General features: G+C 56.4%; 19 protein-coding genes and 2 pseudogenes. 6 read left to right on the top strand and 15 right to left on the bottom strand.

Translation table 11 applies throughout. The features are described 5' to 3' along the window. Positions 1–68 precede the first annotated feature (68 nt). Positions 69–824 carry a cytochrome c biogenesis CcdA family protein gene (locus HCZ23_RS13040; RefSeq protein WP_167602151.1) on the bottom strand — a complete coding sequence of 252 codons (756 nt, stop codon included), beginning with the start codon at positions 822–824 and terminating at the stop codon, positions 69–71. A gap of 181 nt (positions 825–1,005) precedes the next feature. Between HCZ23_RS13040 and HCZ23_RS13035 the strand changes: the two genes are divergently transcribed. The 4 genes from HCZ23_RS13035 to HCZ23_RS13020 all read left to right on the top strand — a co-directional run bounded on the left by HCZ23_RS13035 (position 1,006) and on the right by HCZ23_RS13020 (position 3,459). Further along, positions 1,006–1,419, top strand: a complete 414-nt coding sequence (locus HCZ23_RS13035) for a hypothetical protein (RefSeq protein ID WP_167602150.1) — start codon at positions 1,006–1,008, stop codon at positions 1,417–1,419. Between the two features lie 32 nt (positions 1,420–1,451). Next, positions 1,452–1,964, top strand: a complete 513-nt coding sequence (locus HCZ23_RS13030) for a heme-binding protein (protein WP_175580906.1) — start codon at positions 1,452–1,454, stop codon at positions 1,962–1,964. A gap of 72 nt (positions 1,965–2,036) precedes the next feature. Beyond that, positions 2,037–2,363 carry a helix-turn-helix transcriptional regulator gene (locus tag HCZ23_RS13025; protein WP_167602256.1) on the top strand — a complete coding sequence of 109 codons (327 nt, stop codon included), beginning with the start codon at positions 2,037–2,039 and terminating at the stop codon, positions 2,361–2,363. A 40-nt stretch (positions 2,364–2,403) separates the two neighbouring features. Beyond that, entirely contained in the window at positions 2,404–3,459 is a 1,056-nt protein-coding gene (locus HCZ23_RS13020; RefSeq protein WP_167602149.1) for a YeeE/YedE family protein, read from the top strand. A 60-nt stretch (positions 3,460–3,519) separates the two neighbouring features. On the opposite strand, the gene HCZ23_RS13015 is transcribed toward HCZ23_RS13020, so the two are convergent. Beyond that, positions 3,520–4,755, bottom strand: coding sequence for a glycerate kinase (locus HCZ23_RS13015; protein ID WP_167602148.1), 1,236 nt, complete (start codon positions 4,753–4,755; stop codon positions 3,520–3,522). A gap of 114 nt (positions 4,756–4,869) precedes the next feature. Between HCZ23_RS13015 and selD the strand changes: the two genes are divergently transcribed. Continuing rightward, positions 4,870–7,050, top strand: coding sequence for a selenide, water dikinase SelD (gene selD / locus HCZ23_RS13010; RefSeq protein WP_167602147.1), 2,181 nt, complete (start codon positions 4,870–4,872; stop codon positions 7,048–7,050). A gap of 2 nt (positions 7,051–7,052) precedes the next feature. Here selD and mnmH read toward each other — a convergent pair whose 3' ends face one another. The 13 genes and pseudogenes from mnmH to HCZ23_RS12970 form a co-directional block, all read right to left on the bottom strand. Beyond that, positions 7,053–8,102 carry a tRNA 2-selenouridine(34) synthase MnmH gene (mnmH, locus tag HCZ23_RS13005; RefSeq protein ID WP_167602146.1) on the bottom strand — a complete coding sequence of 350 codons (1,050 nt, stop codon included), beginning with the start codon at positions 8,100–8,102 and terminating at the stop codon, positions 7,053–7,055. Between the two features lie 551 nt (positions 8,103–8,653). Then, positions 8,654–9,343 carry an AIPR family protein gene (locus tag HCZ23_RS18000; protein WP_368487354.1) on the bottom strand — a complete coding sequence of 230 codons (690 nt, stop codon included), beginning with the start codon at positions 9,341–9,343 and terminating at the stop codon, positions 8,654–8,656. Beyond that, a complete protein-coding gene (locus HCZ23_RS13000) occupies positions 9,340–10,713 on the bottom strand; it encodes an AIPR family protein (RefSeq protein ID WP_217703199.1) in 1,374 nt (457 codons plus the stop codon). The genes HCZ23_RS18000 and HCZ23_RS13000 overlap by 4 nt, the downstream gene beginning before the upstream one ends. Next, positions 10,713–11,573: pseudogene (locus tag HCZ23_RS12995) on the bottom strand (PD-(D/E)XK motif protein); the annotation flags it as partial. The gene HCZ23_RS13000 and the pseudogene HCZ23_RS12995, both read right to left, overlap by 1 nt. Before the next feature lie 473 nt (positions 11,574–12,046). Then, positions 12,047–12,673, bottom strand: coding sequence for a Z1 domain-containing protein (locus HCZ23_RS18140; RefSeq protein ID WP_254870318.1), 627 nt, complete (start codon positions 12,671–12,673; stop codon positions 12,047–12,049). A 44-nt stretch (positions 12,674–12,717) separates the two neighbouring features. Further along, positions 12,718–14,016 carry a Z1 domain-containing protein gene (locus HCZ23_RS18135; protein ID WP_254870310.1) on the bottom strand — a complete coding sequence of 433 codons (1,299 nt, stop codon included), beginning with the start codon at positions 14,014–14,016 and terminating at the stop codon, positions 12,718–12,720. Beyond that, positions 14,001–14,327 (bottom strand): hypothetical protein, encoded by a 327-nt coding sequence (locus HCZ23_RS18130; RefSeq protein WP_254870309.1) that lies wholly within the window; start codon positions 14,325–14,327, stop codon positions 14,001–14,003. Before HCZ23_RS18130 ends, HCZ23_RS18135 begins: the two co-directional genes overlap by 16 nt. Next, complete coding sequence (locus HCZ23_RS12985; protein WP_217703198.1) at positions 14,324–15,301, bottom strand: hypothetical protein; 978 nt, start codon at positions 15,299–15,301, stop codon at positions 14,324–14,326. The genes HCZ23_RS18130 and HCZ23_RS12985 overlap by 4 nt, the downstream gene beginning before the upstream one ends. A 99-nt stretch (positions 15,302–15,400) precedes the next feature. Then, positions 15,401–15,622 (bottom strand): ATP-binding protein, encoded by a 222-nt coding sequence (locus HCZ23_RS18350; protein WP_368487353.1) that lies wholly within the window; start codon positions 15,620–15,622, stop codon positions 15,401–15,403. Between the two features lie 22 nt (positions 15,623–15,644). Beyond that, positions 15,645–15,755: pseudogene (locus HCZ23_RS18345) on the bottom strand (ATP-binding protein); the annotation flags it as partial. A 192-nt stretch (positions 15,756–15,947) separates the two neighbouring features. Beyond that, positions 15,948–16,223: a DNA mismatch endonuclease Vsr gene (locus HCZ23_RS18340; protein ID WP_217703196.1), complete on the bottom strand. Its 276-nt coding sequence runs from the start codon at positions 16,221–16,223 to the stop codon at positions 15,948–15,950. Further along, positions 16,223–17,521, bottom strand: coding sequence for a DNA cytosine methyltransferase (locus tag HCZ23_RS12975; RefSeq protein WP_217703195.1), 1,299 nt, complete (start codon positions 17,519–17,521; stop codon positions 16,223–16,225). Before HCZ23_RS12975 ends, HCZ23_RS18340 begins: the two co-directional genes overlap by 1 nt. 220 nt (positions 17,522–17,741) lie before the next feature. Further along, a complete protein-coding gene (locus tag HCZ23_RS12970; RefSeq protein WP_254870308.1) occupies positions 17,742–17,945 on the bottom strand; it encodes a type II toxin-antitoxin system Phd/YefM family antitoxin in 204 nt (67 codons plus the stop codon). A 362-nt stretch (positions 17,946–18,307) separates the two neighbouring features. Here HCZ23_RS12970 and HCZ23_RS12965 point away from each other — a divergent pair, with 362 nt between their 5' ends. Beyond that, entirely contained in the window at positions 18,308–18,664 is a 357-nt protein-coding gene (locus tag HCZ23_RS12965; protein ID WP_167602145.1) for a hypothetical protein, read from the top strand. Positions 18,665–18,939: the final 275 nt, after the last annotated feature.

Below are 18,939 nucleotides of genomic sequence, written 5' to 3'. Positions count from 1 at the left end.
GGCAAAGGCCGCAAGGCCCAAAGAAAGACCCAGAGAAATCAGAGTGCGTCGTGCGATTTTAAACATTTTTACAGGCTCCCGTTTGATCCGATGTTCGCGAAAGAGGGGAAGGTTTCCAACATCCACGCCGCGATCACATTCACCGAATTGGTGACGATCAAGATCGCGAAGAGGATGAGGAAAAGCCCCATCACCTTTTCGACCTTCGGCAAATGGCGGCGGAATTTGGCCGCAAATTTGAGGAAGGGTTTGATAAAGACGGCAGCCACCACGAAAGGCGCGGTCATGCCGATGCCGAAGACCACCATCATGATCAGCCCCCGCATCGCCGTCGCCTCGTTGGACGCCATCATCACCACGCCGACCAAAACGCCGCCGACGCAAGGCGTCCATCCGGCAGCAAAGGCCAGCCCGACGATATAGGACGACCAGACCGTCATATTGCGCGTGTCACCCGCCTGCATCTGGAACTGACGATTGAGAAAGCCGATGCGGATGACGCCCAGAAAATGCAGCCCCATGACAAAGACGATGGCGGCCGAGGCGATGCGAAAGATGTCCTGATGGCTGCGAAACGCCTGAGACAGCGAAAACGCCGCCGCGCCCAGAAGGACAAAGACCGTGATGATCCCCAAAGAGAACATCACCGACGACAGGATCGCGCGTTTGCGCGCCCCCGGCGCCAATTCGCCCTCGGCATTGATGTCCGCCATCGAGGTGCCCGCCATATAGGACAGGTAAAACGGCACGATGGGCAGGATGCAGGGGGAGAAAAACACCACCAGCCCGCCCAAAAGGGCAGAAATAAAATTCACGTCCAGCATATGGTCCTCCCAAACCGATCTCTCGGGCCGACCCCCGGTTTGTGCGCCCATGCGCCCCCGGGCGGGGCTCCTCTTCCCCGCAAGCTTTGCGCCTGTCACCACCTGGTGATTGCCTCAAAGCTTGTGTCATTCATATATTCAAATTATGTAGATTATGTCGCACCCGTCAATCGGTAGAGATATGTTGACACGAATCCTGGTCACTCTGGCCACCCTTTTCGCCCTGATTCTCCCCGCCTTCGCCAATGAACCAGAAATGGAACTGGTGATGGTGGAGCAGGACGGCTGTGCCTATTGCGCCCGCTGGAACGCGGAGATCGCGGAGATTTACCCGAAAACGCCGGAAGGCGCCTATGCGCCGCTGCGCCGGGTGGACCTGCGCGCGCCCCAGCCAGAGGACCTCACATTCAAAGGCCCGGTGATCTTTACGCCCACCTTCATCCTCGTGGAGGACGGGAAGGAACAGGGCCGGATCGAGGGCTACGCGGGTGATGAATTGTTCTGGACCATGCTCACCATGGTGCTGCGCGATCATTCGGATTTCGAGGAGATCACGACGGGCGATCCGGCGCAGGAGGTCCAGCCGGGCGAGTGAAAAGACATAAGGGACATTCAAGGGAGGAAAGAATGAAACTGTTTAAAATCATGGCGCTAAGCGCCACTATGGGGGCCGCGGCCTTGGCCACGCCAGCGCTTGCGCAAGACGACGACGCCTTCGTCACCTTTCAGGTGCTGAAACCCGAAGTGGCCCAGACCGCCGCCATCGCCGCGATGGAAAGCTGCCGCGAGGCGGGCTATCAGGTCGGCGTCATGGTGGTCGACCGCTTTGGCATCCCGCAGGTCTACGTACGCGACCGCTTCGCCGGGCTACACGTCTTCGAGACCGCACGGCGCAAGGCCTGGACCGCCGTCTCGTTTCGCACCGACACGCTGTCCTTGGGCGAATTGACCGCGCCGGGTGAGATGATGGCAGGCATCCGTGAGCTGAGCGAACCTCTGGCCCTTGGCGGCGGTCTTGTGATCGAGGCGTCAGGCTCTATAGTAGCAGGCATCGGAGTCTCAGGCGCTCCCGGACCGGACCTCGATGCCGACTGCGCGCAGGCGGGCATCGACGCCATCATGGATCAGATCGCCTTTTAGAGACTTAATCATATCTTTGAGGAAGATGGGGTGGACAAAGTGAATTCGCCTTTACCGATCATCACCGAAAACATGTCCGAAGAGGACATGGATGTGATGATGTCAAGCGCCTGCGATGCGTCGCAGCTTTTGAAAGCCCTCTCGCATGAGGGGCGGCTGATGATCCTGTGTCATCTGGTGACCGGCGAGAAATCCGTCACGGAACTCGAAGACCTTCTGTCCGCGCGTCAGGCCGCGGTGAGCCAACAGCTCGCCCGGCTGCGCCTTGAGGGCCTCGTGACCCCGCGCCGCGAAGGCAAGGCGATCTACTACTCTTTGACGGATGACCGCCCGAAGCGCATCCTCGAAGTGATCTACGATATGTTCTGTTCGGTGGACGGCGGCCCGAAAAAGGCCTGACCCCCGAAACAGAGACGCGCCGGGCATCAGGGGAGGAGTTATGCTCGACACAGTTGCACCGGGGCTGCTTGCGGCCCTGATGGGTCTTTTGGGTGGGCTGGTCCTGGGACTGGCCGCCCGTCTGGGACGGTTTTGCTCCATGGGCGCCATCGAAGACGCGCTCTATCAGGGCTCTGATTTGCGCGCCCGGCAATGGGGGATCGCCTTGGGCGTGGCCCTCATTGGCAGTTTCAGCCTCATGGGCCTGGGCCTTTTCGATCCGGCCCAAACCCCTTATCTCGCGCTCGCCTGGTCGCCCTTGGCCTCGATCTTCGGCGGGCTGGTGTTCGGCTACGGCATGGCGCTGGCGGGCAATTGTGGCTTTGGCGCGCTGGCGCGTCTGGGCGGCGGCGATCTGCGCAATTTCGTCATCGTACTGGTGCTGGGCCTCACCTCCTACATCACACTGAACGGCCCACTGGCGGCGCTGCGTGTCACACTCTTCCCGCCGCGTCCCGCCGAAGGCCCCCTGCCCGGTCTGGCGCATGGTTTGGGCCAAAGCCTCGGCCTGCCCATCGTCGCCACGGGCCTCGGCTTCGGTGTGCTCTTTCTGGCCCTGGCGCTGTCGTCCCGCGCCTTTCGCGGGGAACGCAAACTCATCCTTTGGGGCGTGGCCGTCGGTCTCGCCGTCACCTCAGGATGGGCGGGCACGGCATGGCTTTCGAACGCCACATTCGAGGCCACGCAAGTCGTCTCGCACACTTTCGCGGCGCCCATCGGCGACACGCTTTTCTACCTCATGACCTCCTCGGCCACCTCACCGGGATTTGGCACAGGCTCAGTCATCGGCGTGCTTGCGGGCGCTGCCATCGGCTCGCTGATCAAAGGGCATTTCCGTTGGGAAGCCTGCGAAGACCCCCGCGAATTGAAACGCCAGATCATGGGCGCGGCCCTCATGGGCGTGGGCGCCGTGGTGGCCTTTGGCTGCACGGTCGGACAGGGGCTGTCGGCCTTTTCCGTGCTGGCCTATTCGGCGCCGGTGACCATCGCCGCGATCATCGCGGGCGCCGCCCTAGGCCTGCGTCAGCTGATCTACGGCTTTTCATTCGCGCGTTGAATTCATGCGGTGAAATTGAGTATTTTTCGCAGCAAAGGAAACAGGCCCCAGAGACAGAGCTCACCTGCGGATCAAGACCTGAAGGTCCGCCACATTCGTGCCCGTCGCGCCGATCTGGAGCAAATCCCCGGCGGCCTGAAGCCCGTGATAGCTGTCGTTGCGCTTGAGCACCTCATTGGGATCGAGCCCCACCGCGCGCATCCGGTCCAGCGTGCCGGGATCGACCAGACCGCCCGCCGCATCCGTCGGCCCGTCGCGCCCGTCGGTGCCGCCCGAGAGGAACACGAACTCCGTGAGCCCCGCCTCTTCGGCCAGCATCGCAACACGCAGCGCGAGCTCCTGATTGCGCCCGCCCATGCCGTCGCCCACGAGTTTCACTGTGGTTTCGCCGCCGAACAGATAGGTGCCCGCGCCGCCTGTCAGGGCGCGCTCCACGATGAGCTGCGCGGCCTCGGCCACATCGCCCTCTAGCGGCGTTTTGTCGACCTGCGCCCCCGGCCCCGCCGCATGGGCCATGGCCGCGACAGAGATTTTGTTCGAGCCGATGAGTTCGACCTCGCTCTCGGGCAACGCGCCCAGATCGGCCTGCGGGCGCGCCAGATAGGCGGACACGGAATGCGGCAGTTTTTCCCAAAGCCCGAGGTCTTGCAGAACTTTCGCGGCCTCTTCGCGGGTGCCGATGGGCGACACGGTCGGCCCGGAGGCAATCGCGCGCAGATCGTCAGAGACCACGTCGGAGAGCAGCAGAGCCGTGACTTTCGCGGGTGCGGCCGCTCGCAACAACCCGCCGCCTTTGAGCCGCGAAAGCTGTTGACGCACGAGGTTCATCGTCACGATGTCGGCGCCCGAGGCGAGCAAAAGCCGGTTGACCTCTGCCTTGTCCTCCAAGGACACGCCCACCACAGGCGCGGGCAAAAGCGCCGAGCCACCGCCGGAGATCAACGCGATCACATCGCCCTTGGCATGGGACAGCACCTCTTCGACACGGAGGGCTGCGCGCGCCCCTTCGGCATCGGGCACAGGGTGACCCGCGGCGCGGACTTCGGCGCCCTCCAAAGGTTTGGCATTCTCGTAATTGGTGACGACGATCACGGTCTCAGCGGGCACATGTTTCATCGCCGCCTCTGCCATGGTGCGCGCGGCCTTGCCGACGGCGATGATCAGAGGATCGGTGAACTCACGCCCTTTCAAGGCCGCCTCGACCGCATGGGCCGGATCGGCAGCCTCGACGCCTTCGAGGAAAATCTGACGCGCTTGGGCACGCATCGCTTCAAACGGGGAGGATGTGCGTAACATGGTCGCAATCTTGGCATGTGCAGCATGCGGCGTCCAGCACCCTTGCCAACTGGCGGACTTCGCGTCAGGTTTTGCCTAACCCTCTTGCCTGCCCTCGCGAAGACTGGATGCGACATGCACGACTTTCCCCTGACCCGAGAGCTCGTCCTGATCGGCGGAGGGCACAGCCATGCGCTGATCCTGAAACGCTGGGGTATGCGCCCCCTGCCCGGCGTGCGGGTGACGGTGATCAACCCGGGTGCCGTGGCCGCATATTCCGGGATGCTGCCGGGGTTTGTGGCGGGGCATTATGCACGTGAAGACTTAGAGCTTGATCTCCTGCGGTTGGCGCGCTTTGCGGGCGCGCGGGCCGTCTTGGGCCGGGCCACGGGGATCGACCGCGACGCGCGGCTGATCCATGTCGAAGGCCGCCCCCCGATCCGATATGACATCGCCTCCATCGACATCGGTATCACCTCCGCCATGCCAGATTTGCCGGGCTTCACGGAGCACGGCATTCCCGCCAAACCGCTCGAAGCCTTTGCCAGCCGCTGGGACCAGTTTCGCAAAGAGGCCTTGGCCGGAGAGGTCGCGCCCGAAGTCGCCGTGATCGGCGGCGGGGTCGCCGGCGCCGAACTGGCCATGGCCATGGCGCAGAGCCTCAACACGATCCCGAACACGCAGGTCTGGCTCATAGATCATGGCGACATCCTCGCCGAGATGCGCGCCGCCACGCGTGATGCGGTACTAAGCGCGCTGGCAGAGGCAGGTGTCAAACTGCGCCCACAGTCGCAGGTTGTCGAAGTCCGCGCCAATGAGGTGCTTTTTGCCGACGGCACCACTCTGTCGTCGCGCTTCACTTTGGGCGCGGCGGGCGCACGGCCCTATGACTGGCTGAAAGACACTGGGCTCGATCTGACCGACGGGTTCATCACCGTCGGCGAGACCCTGCAAAGCTCCGACCCGCGTATTTTTGCCGCCGGGGATTGCGCGCATCTGTCCCATGACCCACGCCCCAAGGCCGGGGTCTACGCCGTGCGCGAAGCGCCTGTGTTGTTCGACAACCTGCGCCGGACATTGAGCCAGGGCACCTCGGCAAAGCTGCGCGCCTATCATCCGCAACAGGATTACCTCAAACTGATCTCTCTGGGCGGCAAAGCGGCGCTCGCGGACAAATCGGGCCTGCGCCTCAAAGGCCCTTTGATGTGGCGTTGGAAAGACCGGATCGACCGGGCCTTCATGCGCAAACTCAAAGACTTGCCTGCCATGACACCACCACCCCTGCCCGACACCGTGGCCGAGGGGCTGCGTGAGGAGGTCGAGGGCAAGAAACCGATGTGCGGGGCCTGTGGCGCCAAGGTCGGGGGCGATATTCTTCACCGGGTTCTGAGCGCGCATCCGGGGCCGGAGCGGCGCGATGTGCTGCATCTCGCGGGCGATGACGCGGCGCTTTTGACCCATGGCGACACATGGCAGGTGGCCTCCGTCGATCACCTGCGCGCCTTTGTCGAAGACCCGGTGTTGATGACAAGGATCACCGCCACGCACGCGTTAGGCGACATCTGGGCGATGGGCGCGGCACCTCAGGCCGCGCTCGCCACCGTGACCTTGCCGAAAATGAGCGAGAGTTTGCAGGAAAGCTGGCTCACAGAGATCATGGAGACCGCCCGCGACGTGTTCGAGGCGGAGGGCGCGGAGATCATCGGCGGGCATACTGCGATGGGGGCGGAGCTGGCCATAGGGTTTACGGTCACCGGGCTGTTGGATCAGCCGATCACACTCAAGGGTGCCCGCGCCGGGGATCGGATTTTGCTCACGAAACCCATCGGCACCGGCGTGATGCTGGCGGGCGAGATGGAGATGACGGCGAACGGGCGCGATCTGGAACGCGCTTACGGGTCTATGGTGCAAAGCTCCGGTGAGGCGGCGCGGATTTTGAGCACTGCCCATGCGATGACCGATGTCACGGGCTTCGGATTGGCCGGGCATCTCTTGGGAATTTGCCGCGCCTCCGAGGTGGGAGCCGTGATACGACTGCGCGATGTGCCCGTCTTGCCCGGCGCTTTGTCTTTGGCCGAGACCGGCCTGCGCTCGACGATTTTTCCGGCCAATCGCGCCTATGCCGCCGAATACGAGGGGCCGGAAACGCCAGAAACGGACCTGTTGTTCGACCCGCAAACGGCGGGCGGGCTTTTGGCCTCCGTCTCACCAATGCGCGCGGAAAAATGTCTGACGGCGCTCTGTGAGGCAGGCTATGAGGCAGCCATCATCGGGGAGATCACCGAAGGCCCGCCGCGCTTGGTCGTCGAGCCTTAAGTTCAGCGCGCGTTCAAAAGGCTCACGATCCGCGCTGCCGCTGCGTCTCGGGCGCCGACACTCAGATCGCCAAGGTCGAACTCTGCAATCACATCAGACGCATGGCGGGCGCGGGATTTCTCGTAACGCGGGTCGTAATGCTGCCCCATCAGCGCCTCGGCCAACGCCGCAAACGCCCCTTCTTCGGCCATCTCGCACCAAGTCTTGACGCGCTCATGGCCCTGAAGTGGGACCAGCTGATCCAGACGTGCCTGCATCTTTGGCACATCCTCGGTCAGATCGGCATAGGCCTCCGCCAGATAGCGCGCCCGCGCAGGCAGAGAGGCCGTCACGTCAATCCGGGGCGCCGCGCACATCGCGCGCCAGAGCCGCGCCGGGAGTGTCACCTCGCCGATGCGCGAACTTTCCGCCTCGACCAACACGGGCCGCGCGGGATCGAGGCGACTGAGCGCCTCCGCCAACCGGCTTTCGAATCCCCTCTGCGCCGGTTGACCGCCCATCGGCCCGAAAATCGAACCACGATGATTGGCCAGACCTTCGAGATCGAGCACCTGCCCGCCCAGCGCCCGCACCCTGTGCAAGAGATCGGTCTTGGCCGTGCCGGTGTTGCCGTCGATCAACACGAGACGATGCGGCAAAGGCGTGTCATGCAACATGCCGATCACCAGCCGTCGCCACGCCTTATATCCGCCGTCCAGAACCTCCACCCGCCAGCCGATCTGACGCAGGATGATCGCGAAGGAATTCGACCTCTGCCCGCCCCGCCAACAATAGACCAAGGGCCGCCAGCCGCCTTCTTTCTCGGCCAATGGCCCCTCGATATGCGCGGCGGCATTGCGCGCCACCAGAGCGGCGCCGAGTTTGCGCGCCAGAAAGGGCGATTGCTGCGTGTAAATCGTGCCGACACGCGCGCGTTCGGCGTCATCCAGCACCGGCAGATTGATCGCGCCGGGAATATGATCCTCGGCAAATTCCGAGGGCGCACGCACGTCGATGACCGTGTCGAAACCTGACGACAAGACATCGGTCACAGAAGAAAAAGACATGCTCATAGGCCCTTTTACCTCAGCCGGGACGGGAGGGAAACGGTCCATCCTGTCGCCCCCCGTTTCGTTTTCCGTCCGGGTGGCTTGGTCCTCCCCCACAGAAGTGGTCCACCGTAATGTTGAGGAAAACGGAGGGCCAAGATGGCTACGAAGCGGCACAAGCCAGAAGAGAGTGTAACGAAGCTGCGGCAGGTTGAGGGGCTGGTCGGTCATACAACATCGCGTTCGCCAAGATCCTTGCGGCATCGCCGCAGATAATATCATGTGTGTGTTCCATAGGGGGTTTTCCTTTCCTTGATAAGGGGATGCGCATGCAACCCTTGCTCCGTGGCGAACTGGGGGTGTGCAAGGGATAGGAAAAACCGGCGAAAGATTATGTCGCTATTGGGGGAAACCTTCAGGGGGAACCGACAACGACAGAATCTCTTCGATCTGTTTTGCTTGAACCGCGCCGAGGGCACCGCCCTAAGCTCTAACGTGTTCTATAAAAATGTTTTTTTGTTCAGCTCCCTGATTTAAAGTCGGCACGAGCGAGGTCAGAAAGTCTTAAATGACGCTTACAAAATACCTTCGGCATGAGCTTTACCAAGTACGCCCACCAATATTTCGCTTTGTTTCTCGGTTGGAATTTTTTGGGGGATTTGCTCCGCAACCTTAATTATGCCGACCTCTTTCTCAGTTAGAAATCCCCTTTCAGTTCCAATATGACGGATTTGACTCCACTTTTGCGCAGGAACTTCAAGAACCTGTCTTTGTGCGTCTATTCCATCATCAATCTTCTGCGCTTTCTTTGCCTGCTTTTGTTCCGCCTTCTGCTCATCGATTTCAACCAAGGTTTTGAAGAAGTTCAGGCTGATGTCAGTTTCTAGCCGGTCGATCTTCCCGGCGAGTCGTTCCCAGCAGGAGTCCTTCTTACACCATTCGGATATGTTTGAAATTCCCTGAGGCGGTTGCGAGATATCGTCGTTCACGAACTTTGCTGCCTGACGCAGAGCTTCTGCAAGTTCTTCATACACCTCTTGATTGGTCCAACATCTCTGAAAGTCGATAACCTTGTCTGCTCGTTTGGAGAGTTCGTTGATCGCTGCAATGGCGTAGGCCACTATATTGGCTCGGTAGCCGCCGTTGTACCAAGTCTCTCCAGAGACCATCTTCTCAGCCCATCGGAAAATGATTGCACGAGCGATAGAGCGCCGGAAGTATAGCTCATTGAAACCGTCTTGGTTCTTAGTCCATGCCTTACCTATCCGTGCAGCATAGCGCGCAAAGTTTTTTGCGCCCCGAGATTAACCCACTTGGGATGATCGTCCCAGACATTCTCAAATTTTGCGATGTCAGTTTTCGTGAACATCTGCGGCTTTGGGTACTCAGCCTTGAAGCGCTTCTGCTCACCCGGAGTCAGTTTTGACTGTGCGTCGGCGTATTGCCCTCTGGCACGTTCATAGAACCACTTTGTTTCTCGTTGAGCACCACTGTGAGCCGGTGCCCATATGCGTCGTGAGAATTCCTCCATCCGAACATGGAAAGGATGATTTGAGAAGAAATCGGCGGCGTTCACGCGGTTCTGAGTATTGGCGTATTCCGAAATCCTCGGAACAACGATTTCACTGTCTTCGGGGTTGATGACCGAAAGCTTCATCTGAACGAACACGCCATCTAACGCTGCCTTATCGCGTCTTTTGGTGTGAAAAAGCGAGACTGTAGTCTGCCCGCCGTTCACGATTTGAAGGTCCTTGATGCGAACGATTTTCAGTCCATCTTCGCCCTGTTCCACCTCCACTTCCCGAGATGTGGCCGTGATACCATTGTTGTACGCGAAGAACATTCCTGGCTCGTTCAAAATGGTGGTGCGGATGCCCTTGTTCACTTTCCCGCGCGCTTGGAGGAAGGAGCGAACGTTTTGTTCAAGGAGCCGCGCTCCGTGCTTTCCGTACATGGCAGCCAGCACCTCTCCAGGCATGACTACGAGGTATGACTGATAGGCATCGGAACCCAGATGCGCCGGGAGGCTGTTCAATCCACTCCCGAACTCTTCCTCAAAGTCGATATCCAACGCTTCCTTATGACCACGGGAGCTGCGCTGCCGTTGCAGACGCGAGATGTCCCAAACATGATAAGTCGCTTCGATATCGCAGACATGCCGCCCATCAATGCTTTGCATGCGGTCGCTCAGCGCGCGCTCGGATACTAGGAAGAAGTTGACCTTGCGAATGAGAGCCTTACGATCTGCTATTTGTCGGGATAGTCCGTATTCTGGGGTGGTTTCATCAAGATCACTAAAGAGCTTTTTTGAAAGACTTGATTCAAAGAACCTTTCCACACGTTTGAACGCGGCGTTCACATCTGTCTGTGTCAGCGACTGAAGCTCGTCCCGACTGTCAAAGTCTGCGATGAATAGATCAAGCGCGCCCTCATCATTGAACCAGTAACCATCGATGCGCATGCCTCTCTGGGCCCTGTAATGGCAGAGTTCAAAGCCCTCGATAAAGCCTGTTTCGATAAGCTCGATTGAGAAAGCTTCCATGAATTCTGAAAGCTGAAATGCGCCGTTCGCCTCAGCTCCCGCCATGAGCTCTTGGCGAAAGTCGTGAAAAAATGCGGGGATTGTTTGTTCCATTAACTCCCCCAGATGTCGCTCTGACTGCACTCGAATGGCGCAATCTTTTCAAGTTGAAGCTTGTATTTCACGTCCACAACGCCGTCTGGCAGTGCTGATCTGACGATTCGGGGAAAACCATCAGATACGCGGTAGGCAACTGAACCACTCACGAGAAACGTTGGATTATCGTACTCCCTCATCTCCACGTATCCATAGGTTGCCAGTTTCCTCCAATAGTCTTCAATTGCATCGGCGTCACTCAACTCGTGCCCTATTGCTGAAACAAGTTCGTTAAGTGATTGGGCGGGCGTTCCGTCAGGAGCCTCTGTCAAGCGGTAAACGTTGAGAAAGAGGTGTTCGGAAACGGTCTCTAGCTGATCTTCTGAGGAGACGCGTACTATGCTTCGGTCCCGGCCACTGATGGATTTTACTTCGACAGCGGTATCGCCAAAAATGAAGTCTTGATGTATGCGATCAGGCCCACACCATGCTTCAACTGCTTGAACATCGCTTAGATGTTTTTTCTTAAGAAGACGAAGAAAGTTCAACTCAGCAAAAAGACCCCGCACTTCTTCCGTCGATAGGACGCGCGTTCGTTTACCCACAAGGAACGCCTTCCAGCGCTTGATGTGAATCAGCGCGACACCTAACGCGGCGGCAGGATCAATGATCCCATTGAGGTTTCCGATGAGCGTCTGGCACAGACCATGGAAAAGATCGCGGTCCACATGCTTTTCGAGCGTTAGAATCAAACCCTGTTTACCGGGTTCCGGCAACTGCCGCAGATCGACTTCAATACCGTTAACTGTGGTTGCATTCTTCCGGAACTGCACAGTGTGATCACCCTCCAATCGAACTATAAAAAGGCACTGTCCCTGAACGTCTTTACCCCAACATAGCGTAACATCACCCGGGTTGCTTACATATCTGACAGTATAATCGCTGTCCGGGGGTCTTCATTTCGTCCCATGGTGCTTTACTACTCATCGTAGTCATCCTCTTCGTCAGGAGTATCGAACGACCCACCCTGCATCCGTTCGATCCAGATCTGGATCGCAACGACTTTAACTTCCGTGTTATAGTGGCCTGGCGGGAAACTGAGGCCGAACGCTGGAACGCGAGCATCGATATCCTTACCAACCGGCCCAAGAACATGGACCATCAACAACGGCTTCTTGCGCACTGAGCGGAAATGGAAGTCAGATGGCTTTTTGTCCTCGCCGTCCTCCCTTGCTAGCGCCGTTGCTTCATCCTTCTGTGGCTCGGACAGTCCTAGTTTTTCGTCGCCACGGCTGGCAACGCGATCCTTGCTCGTTCGCCATGCATCACCATCACGATGGGCACTGGTTCGTTACTGCGTTCCGATTAGGTGGTTGTCCGCATCCTCTCCCTTGGCCGAAACCGAGATAAGCAGAACATCCCCGGCATCGTATCTGTCTGAAAGAGCACGGAGGTAACTCAGCGCCGCCCCCTTGCGATCAGCAAAGTCAGGGTGACTGCGAAACTTCGTGAGAAACTCCTCTATCTCCGAAAGCTTTGCATCTCTGGCAAGCCAGCCCTTTCCAGTCTCTTCCAATGCGGCGCAACCAAAATTTTCTTTCCAGTACTCAGCAATCAAGGCCTCATTATCTTCATTGACCTTTTTGTCGAATGGCAGAAGGTAGCTCTCAACAATTCGCCCGCTGCAATTCTGATCTACAACAATTCTCTCACCGGCCCTCATCTTGTTGGCGGCGGTGATAAGGAGCCGGTCCGGGTGAGCTTTCACATACAGGCCAAACTGCCTTGGGCTCATCCTGTCGCGTCGCATTCTCTTGATCTGTTGTCGCAGTTCTTCTGATGCTTCCGCGATGTGTCCGTACCAGTTGATAGAATCCGGAGACAAACGGACTCGGCAAACATCTTCAAAATTAGGTCTGTAGCCAAACCAACGTCCCATCTGCATGAGCGTGTCGTACATGCGCGTGTTGCGGTACATGTAGCTCACAGTAAGACCTTCGATGGTCAGGCCACGAGAGAGACTCAACCGCCAATCGTGATGGCGGTAAGGCTGTTCCCGTCACGCTCGTACTTCTTGTAGTCGAGTGCTTCGTCGGACTTACTGTGCACCACGAAGATGCGAAGATTGTCGAAGACGCCGTTCAGGGCAATTTTTATCTCGGGCCATGTAAACCCGCAGTCAGAGAACTCTCTCTCAAGACACGACTTCAAAGAAGACATGATCTCATTCTTTTGCGATATCGAATACGGCATCGCATAATTTGCTTTCACGGCCTCTCGAAGCTTCTCTTTGTAAAGGCTGACGAAGCTGCGTACGGTGTTCTGCGTCACCACAAACCGGGAGATGTTGATCATCATCGAGCAGTGCTTGTTAACCTGCCCCCTCAGATTCCGAATGGCCCTTGCCACAATGAACTGATCAATTGCCTTATAAAGACTGGGCGGAAGCTCTGGAACTGGATCATCCTTCTTTTGAGAAAAAGGAAGGTAGTCTTCACTGTCCCAAATCGGCCTTACAATCCTTGCGCTACTGGAATCATCAAGAAAAACTTTATCCGGTCCAAAGTAAGTGTTGGGAGAATCAAGACTGACAATGAAGTCGCGTGGGAACAACTCCTCATAGGCTTCCTCATCGTATGAATCAGGATTGATGAAGATGTTTACAAACGGAGTGGCAGTGTAGCCTACGTAGCAGGACTTAGCGAAGAGACCGAGGATCTTTCGCAGCATTGCGTTTGTTTTTGTGGGATCGAGTTCAGGCTTGTTGGTATTGATAGACGTATTGTCGGCCTCATCGTCGATCATTAGCATCGGAACATCGGCAATTACACCATTAGCCTGAGCGTTCTTTTCCTTAAGCCACACGTGTAGGGCTTTCAGGGTGCTGACGTTCTTCTTGATGACCAGCACAGTTGGCTTATTCAGATCGTTGATCTTCCATCCACTCTGGTTGGCGGTCTTCTTACTGAAGTCATCATTAATGTTTGTTAGCGTGGCAGGATGCGGATAGTCGTGGGTCAGACCGACGCCAACCCTCTTACGATCTTCCGGGTCGCTGGAGCGCCCAACAAATCCTTCGTCGATACGTTCTTGGGTCTGTTTTCTTAGATTGTTATGAATACCCGCAATGACGATTATGAACTTATACCCGGCGTCAGCCGCCTTGGCGATTACACCCATGTAGTTTGCGGTCTTGCCCGATTGTACGTGTCCGATAACGAGGCCACGACGGTCCCACTTGCCTTGGCTTTCTGGGGCCTGCAAGTGGCCGAGTATTTTGGTTCCGACATCACTTAGTGAGCGCACTACCGTGGGGTGCATCTGTTCTTTTTTAGATATTGCTCGTAGGCATCAGAATACGTCCAAGTGATATTCTCACGCTTATATACCCATTCATCGTCATGATCGGCTTCAACATCGACAAGGGAAACGCCAGCACCCATGCGCGAATCCACCGCAATGAGAGCATCTTCAATGACAGTTTCAAGCGGACCATCATATCCGAATGCAGCCGCGAGCTGCTTTGCTCGCTCACCAACCTCTTCACGCGTTGGCGTTTCCGGCAGTAGGGATAGCGCCGAAATAAGCGCACTCGTGAAGTTCTTCTGACTCTCTAACTTGTTAAAATTCATTTCTTCAGCTCTTTCATAATGTATTCTTCGGCAGCATCTTCAAAGCCCACGAAGAACCGTGTTGAGTGCATAACTTCTCTGAAGCTCTCAACGTTAACTGCGCCATCCCCAAAAAGGCATTTCTTCAGAGCGCTGAGACGCTCATTGATCTCTTCTTGCGAGGCACCCTTTTGACGGATGTCACGCGGATGGGTCGAAAAATCCGAATAAATCATCTCTACTGGGAGCGACGACGAAATTGCTTCGATGAGTGTCGTGAGGCGGCGACAATTCTCATCACTCAGTTCGGAGCTAAGCGCTTCGATAAGTAGGTGTTCCTGGTTCAATGCATATCGGATGCTTCCTAGGTCAGCATATCGTTCCCAGACTGGCGCCTTAATCTCATCGAAAAGCTTCTTCCCTCTGCCGCGATGCACGGTTGTGCTGCGAGTCGTGATCTTATCAATTATCTGGCGCAGCCGGGCTCTAACGGGAGCTGGAGGGCTTGCTCGCGACTTCTTAATGTCGATGGTCCACATCTCATCGAGACTATTGGGGAAGTCAATCTGTACGCGGGCCAGCTTTGTGGCTTCACCCTTGGGAATAAGTCGGAACCAGTCGCCCCAGGCCATAAGCCGTCCCCCGCGGTACACATAAGCTCCCTGGTTGGAGATGAAGTCGCTACGGTTCTGATAGAAGTCGTACTCCTTTGCGCTTAGTTTACTGTGGTGGGGCAGAATGTAGGGCTGCATGTGAACTGCTACACCGTCAATTCGGACAACTTCTTCCGGCAGCATCTGTGTAGCTGAATTCTTCCGGCAAAACGGATCGAACGGCTCTATCGGATGACCATTGAGGGAAAGTGAAAGTTCCTTCCGACCACGCACTTCGCCACTAAGAAACCGGTGAAACATTAGCGACAGGTGTTTGTCGACAACATCGAGCTTCTCATTGACGATCTCATCGCGCTTGGCTCCTATTTCATCTTCAAACAATCGATCAAGGTTGCGCCAAACCACCGCTGTTCCATTGCCCGTGATCAGCTCCTGGAAAGGAATTTCTGCGATCTCTTCGAGTTCAAGGATGGCGATCAGTTAATCATCCTTCTTGTGAACAGTTTCGAGGTTCCATTCCGCTGCGTGGGGCCCACCACCATCGTTACTAATGACAGTTAGCCTCTCACATTGGGAGAAGGAGGCAGTCTTGAGTCCAAGGCCAAAACGTCCAAGGACCTTCGGTGAACGAGGTTCCGACGGATTTTTTTGAGCCGTGGCGCAGGGCGTCAACAATGCCTGCTTCGTCCATCCCGTGACCATTATCAATAATACCAAGGGTTGGGTGTTGTTGGGTTAGGTCGCAAAATATATCGACCTTGGTTGCATCCGCCGAAATGCTGTTATCAACGAGATCTGCAATCGCGGTTTCAAGCGAATAGCCAAGATCGCGCATTGATGCGGACAGGGAAAAAGCACTGAGGGCAGATGGTGTTCTCTAACCATTACTACCCCCTTTCAGCTGCGCACGCAGGCTATCGACAATTCCCGCAGGGTCGCCCTCAATCTCACATTCCCAGATAGTGATGACGCGCCAGCCCTTCGCAATAATTTGTGAAGTTTTTCGCGCATCGCGCGCAACGGTATCTTAGAATTTCTTCTTCCAGAAAGCCGCATTTGTTTTGGGTGTCGTCGCCTTTCGGCACCCTTCGTGGCGATGCCAGTAACAGCCATTTACAAAGATAGCCGTTTGGTGCTTTGGCAGAAGAAGGTCCGGTTTTCCAGGAAATCTCTTGTCATGCAGCCGGAAGCGGAAACCAGCGCGATGCAAGAGTGACCTCAAGACCATTTCAGGTTTAGTGTCTTTTCCCCGAATACGCGGCATATTCCAACTTCGATGCTCTGGAGAAATTCTGTCAACCATCACGTGATCTCTCCAGCCCGGTCAAGCACCTCCGCTACGATGCTTGCGATTTGACGTGCTAGGTAGGGCGGAACAGCGTTTCCGACCTGATGATACTGAGAGGTTCTTGACCCCTCGAAGCGGTAATTTTCGGGTAACGTCTGAAGACGGGCTGCTTCTCTGACTGTCAGTCTTCGGCATTGCTTTGGATCGTAGTGAATGAAGTAATGGCCATCTTTGGAGATGTGCGAAGTGACGGTCGTTGAAGGCTGCCCCGGAAGCTGCACACGGAAACGATCCGAGAACATCTTTCCGGCCCTTCGGTCTTCGACATTGGCATGATCTGGAAGCAGGCTGCGTGGAAAATCCGCGAGCTTCGGACTCTTTCCGGTAACAGATGCAAAAGAGGCCGCAAAAGCATAGCGCCGTAGATCAGAAGGCATATGAGAGCGCGTTTCATGGCTATCCAGAACCGCGAGCTCAGAGTCGTAAATGCTGTCAAGCGCATCATGGGGAAAATTCGGACGAGGAGGATATCTGATTGAGGACTTCTCCAGCGCTTTCAAGGGCCGTGTTAGATCGATCCCCATCAAGTCCATCAGATTATTTGCGTAAGCATGGCCATTCAGTTCCCTGCGAATGGCTACATGATCGATCCCAGATATTTCCGCCCACCATCTTTCGTAACTGTCTCTTCCTCTTGATATGCCGCTTCGGGTCTTGGGCAGATTGCCAATCGTCTGTTTTAATGTGGGCGCGTGATGAGGCTTCAATCGTCCGGGGCGCACATTGATGTCATTTCTGATGCCGACAATGAACATCCGATGCCTTGCCTGCGGAACACCGTACTCTTCTGCTCGTACTAGGAACATACGGGGATCAGGTTCATCGCCGGGCAGGTCTTCTTCTGAGAGCGAATAAAGCCTGTACCCAAGCCCGTTGGAAGACATGCCAAGCGCGTCTTTTGGCGATGCGAGATCGGCTGTAATCCGGTTGATAACCAGTTCGCCATTCACGCGAGCCGAGAGCAGCCCATTAACGTTTTCCATGACGAAAACAGGCGGAGCGTGGTCAATGATGATGCGGAGATACTCTTTGTACAGAAAATGCCGCTCATCTTTCTCGAACTTTGGATCACCCATCATTCTCGATCTGCCGACGAGAGAATAGGCCTGACAAGGAGGCCCACCGACAAGCGCCCACTTCTTCTGATCCCGAAGTCTCCTGGCAATCAGTTTTCGGACGCGGTCATGGTTTGCGGCACCAAGCGAAATCCGGATCGCCGACCGGTCGGCATGCGCCTTCTCATCCGGGTGCATCTGGTACAACTCATCAAGGGTGATTTCGCCTTTGAGATACCGGTAATAGTCTTCAGGAAGTGCCGCAGTAGAAGTGTCCGGTGAGCGAACTCGTCCTGTTCAATCGAAACTGCGCTTCGAAAGCAGGCATCATGCTTCCCGCGTACAAGAGACGAAAAACCTTCTCCAAGGCCGCCCGGCCCCGCAAAGACGTCAATCAGTGGATAGGCAGCCTTTCTGGTCATTCCGGCTCCCCGGTAACAGTCCCAGATGCACTGCTTGCCAAGCGTTCATAGTCTTCGACGCTGAGCACCACAACGACAGGCCTGCCGTGCTTTTCTACGGAAACAGGCTCCTGCCTTGCGGTATCTATCAGATAACCGAAGCGGTTTTTGGCGTCACGGGCGGACAGCGTCTTCATGCAGATTTGATCCAAAATGGACATTATAGCCATTGTGCATGAAGCTGGCACGGGGCGCAATCGGAATGCTCGGTGATTTCCATGGTTCGGTGTTGGTGGAGAGGTAGTCTCCACGTCTAACGAGCTGGGTTTCGAGGGGGCGGCGATAAGCCCCCGGATCGTGATTCACCTTCGACAAGGTGACGGCATCCAAACTGCGGAAGGTTGGTCAGGATTTCAAACGGGCAGGAACGCTCTTTGATCGATGGGTGCAGGGAGAGCGAAGTCTCCCGCGAGTGATTGAACGGCGATAGGTTCTGTTGGCTCTGGTGGGTTCGATACCCAAGCTGAGACATGGCCGGAGGGATGCAACGGGGACGCGCAGCGGGTCCCCTTGCCAAGATGCGGTGTACTACAAGGCAGACCAATTCAAAGCCTCAATCGCACAGCTAAATTCTCTGCTGCAAGCTACGATTGTTGAACAACAGCTCAATTCCAGCCTGCTCCAAGGTAAAGTCATTGCATTGTTTCATGGGGTCTGTTTGGAACGGGAGATCGAACTTTGCGAAACCGAGAGCGAAAAAGAGAGCTTAAGAACCATTGTCAAACATCTTTACGGTGTTCGCTCCGCGATTGTTCATGGCCCTACCAATACACAAAATGAAAAACGCCTTAGAGAAGTGCAAGTCGCTTGGAAACAGAGCGCCGATGTTGGTCGCCGCGTCGTGCTCAAAAAACTCACCGCCGCGACAAAAAGCGAATAAGGCCCCGCGTTGCCCCCCAGCCACACACAGATTCTCCCCTCCGCGTGCTTCCGTATTGCTTCCATTTTTCAAAACGGAACAAACGCGAACGCAGTAAAATCGCGCAATGCCTTGATTTAATTTATAAAAATGGTGCCCCCACACGCTCTCATGGGCATCAAACTACGATTTTTGAAAATCTCAAAGAACCCAACATTCCCTGAGGAAATCGTCGTTTTTCGCTGAAAAGCGGCATGTCAGGAAATCCACTTTTGTGTGGCAGAGTGTGGGGCAGA

Source organism: Celeribacter sp. HF31, from assembly GCF_011806455.1.
Taxonomy (GTDB): Bacteria; Pseudomonadota; Alphaproteobacteria; order Rhodobacterales; family Rhodobacteraceae; genus Celeribacter.
This window is presented reverse-complemented; position numbering and strand designations above follow the sequence as displayed.